The sequence below is a fragment of the Cupriavidus sp. 01L43 genome (assembly GCF_056399925.1).
In genome coordinates this window covers 1-903 of record NZ_JBFTSH010000047.1, presented here as the reverse complement: position 1 = coordinate 903, position 903 = coordinate 1, and the positions used below count along the sequence as shown (strand labels likewise).

Annotated in this window: 1 protein-coding gene, 3 tRNA genes and 1 rRNA gene; all 5 read left to right on the top strand. The window is 58.0% G+C overall.

What is annotated here, in order from left to right:
• A 5S ribosomal RNA gene (rrf, locus tag AC1DP9_RS27715) occupies positions 1 to 101 on the top strand; the annotation flags it as partial.
• 291 nt (positions 102 to 392) lie between these two features.
• Positions 393 to 478 (top strand) — tRNA-Tyr (locus tag AC1DP9_RS27710).
• Positions 479 to 526: 48 nt separating this feature from the next.
• Positions 527 to 600: transfer RNA gene (locus AC1DP9_RS27705), tRNA-Gly, on the top strand.
• Positions 601 to 637: 37 nt separating this feature from the next.
• Positions 638 to 712: transfer RNA gene (locus AC1DP9_RS27700), tRNA-Thr, on the top strand.
• Positions 713 to 756: 44 nt separating this feature from the next.
• Positions 757 to 903 (top strand): GTP-binding protein (locus AC1DP9_RS27695; RefSeq protein WP_441593733.1); only part of this gene is annotated, 147 nt, incomplete at its 3' end.

Below are 903 nucleotides of genomic sequence, written 5' to 3'. Positions count from 1 at the left end.
GCGAGTCGGAACCACCCCTTCCCATCCCGAACAGGACCGTGAAACGACTTTGCGCCGATGATAGTGCGGACTACCCGTGTGAAAGTAGGTCATCGCCAGGCTCTTATACCCAGAACCCCCAGCCCCATAAAGGCTGGGGGTTTTGCTTTTGCGGCGACGGATTGACGTTGCCGCTCGCGTTGCCCCGCCGAAGCCCTGAAAGCCGCGCCAGCTCTGGATTTCAGAGTCCCTATAGGGTGAGAGCGTCGGTTTTTCGAACGATGATTCTGGTTCGCGACAGCCGTGCAAAGCGTGCTGTTCGCAGGGCCCGCCAGGCTACCGCAAAGGTACTTACCGCAAGGGAAAGTGCTTGACAGCCCAAGCGAGCTCCACCATAATCACAAGTTCTCTGCGGAGAGGTGCCCGAGTGGCTAAAGGGGGCAGACTGTAAATCTGTTGGCTTACGCCTACGCTGGTTCGAATCCAGCCCTCTCCACCAGAATGCAAGGCAGCAACCAGGCGATGAGCCGGTGAAGGAAGTAACCGGGCGGGTGTAGCTCAATGGTAGAGCAGAAGCCTTCCAAGCTTACGACGAGGGTTCGATTCCCTTCACCCGCTCCAGCACCGCGGTTGCCGTCAAAGAAGTAAGTCAAGTTTCGCCCATGTGGCTCAGTGGTAGAGCACTCCCTTGGTAAGGGAGAGGTCGGCAGTTCGATCCTGCCCATGGGCACCATCTATACCCGCACTGGCAATTGCTACCGAGACAGGAGTCGCGAAATGGCAAAGGAAAAGTTCGAGCGGACCAAGCCGCACGTGAACGTAGGTACGATTGGTCACGTTGACCACGGCAAGACGACGCTGACGGCAGCAATCGCCACGGTGCTGGCTGCGAAGTTTGGCGGCTCGGCCAAGAAGTACGACGAA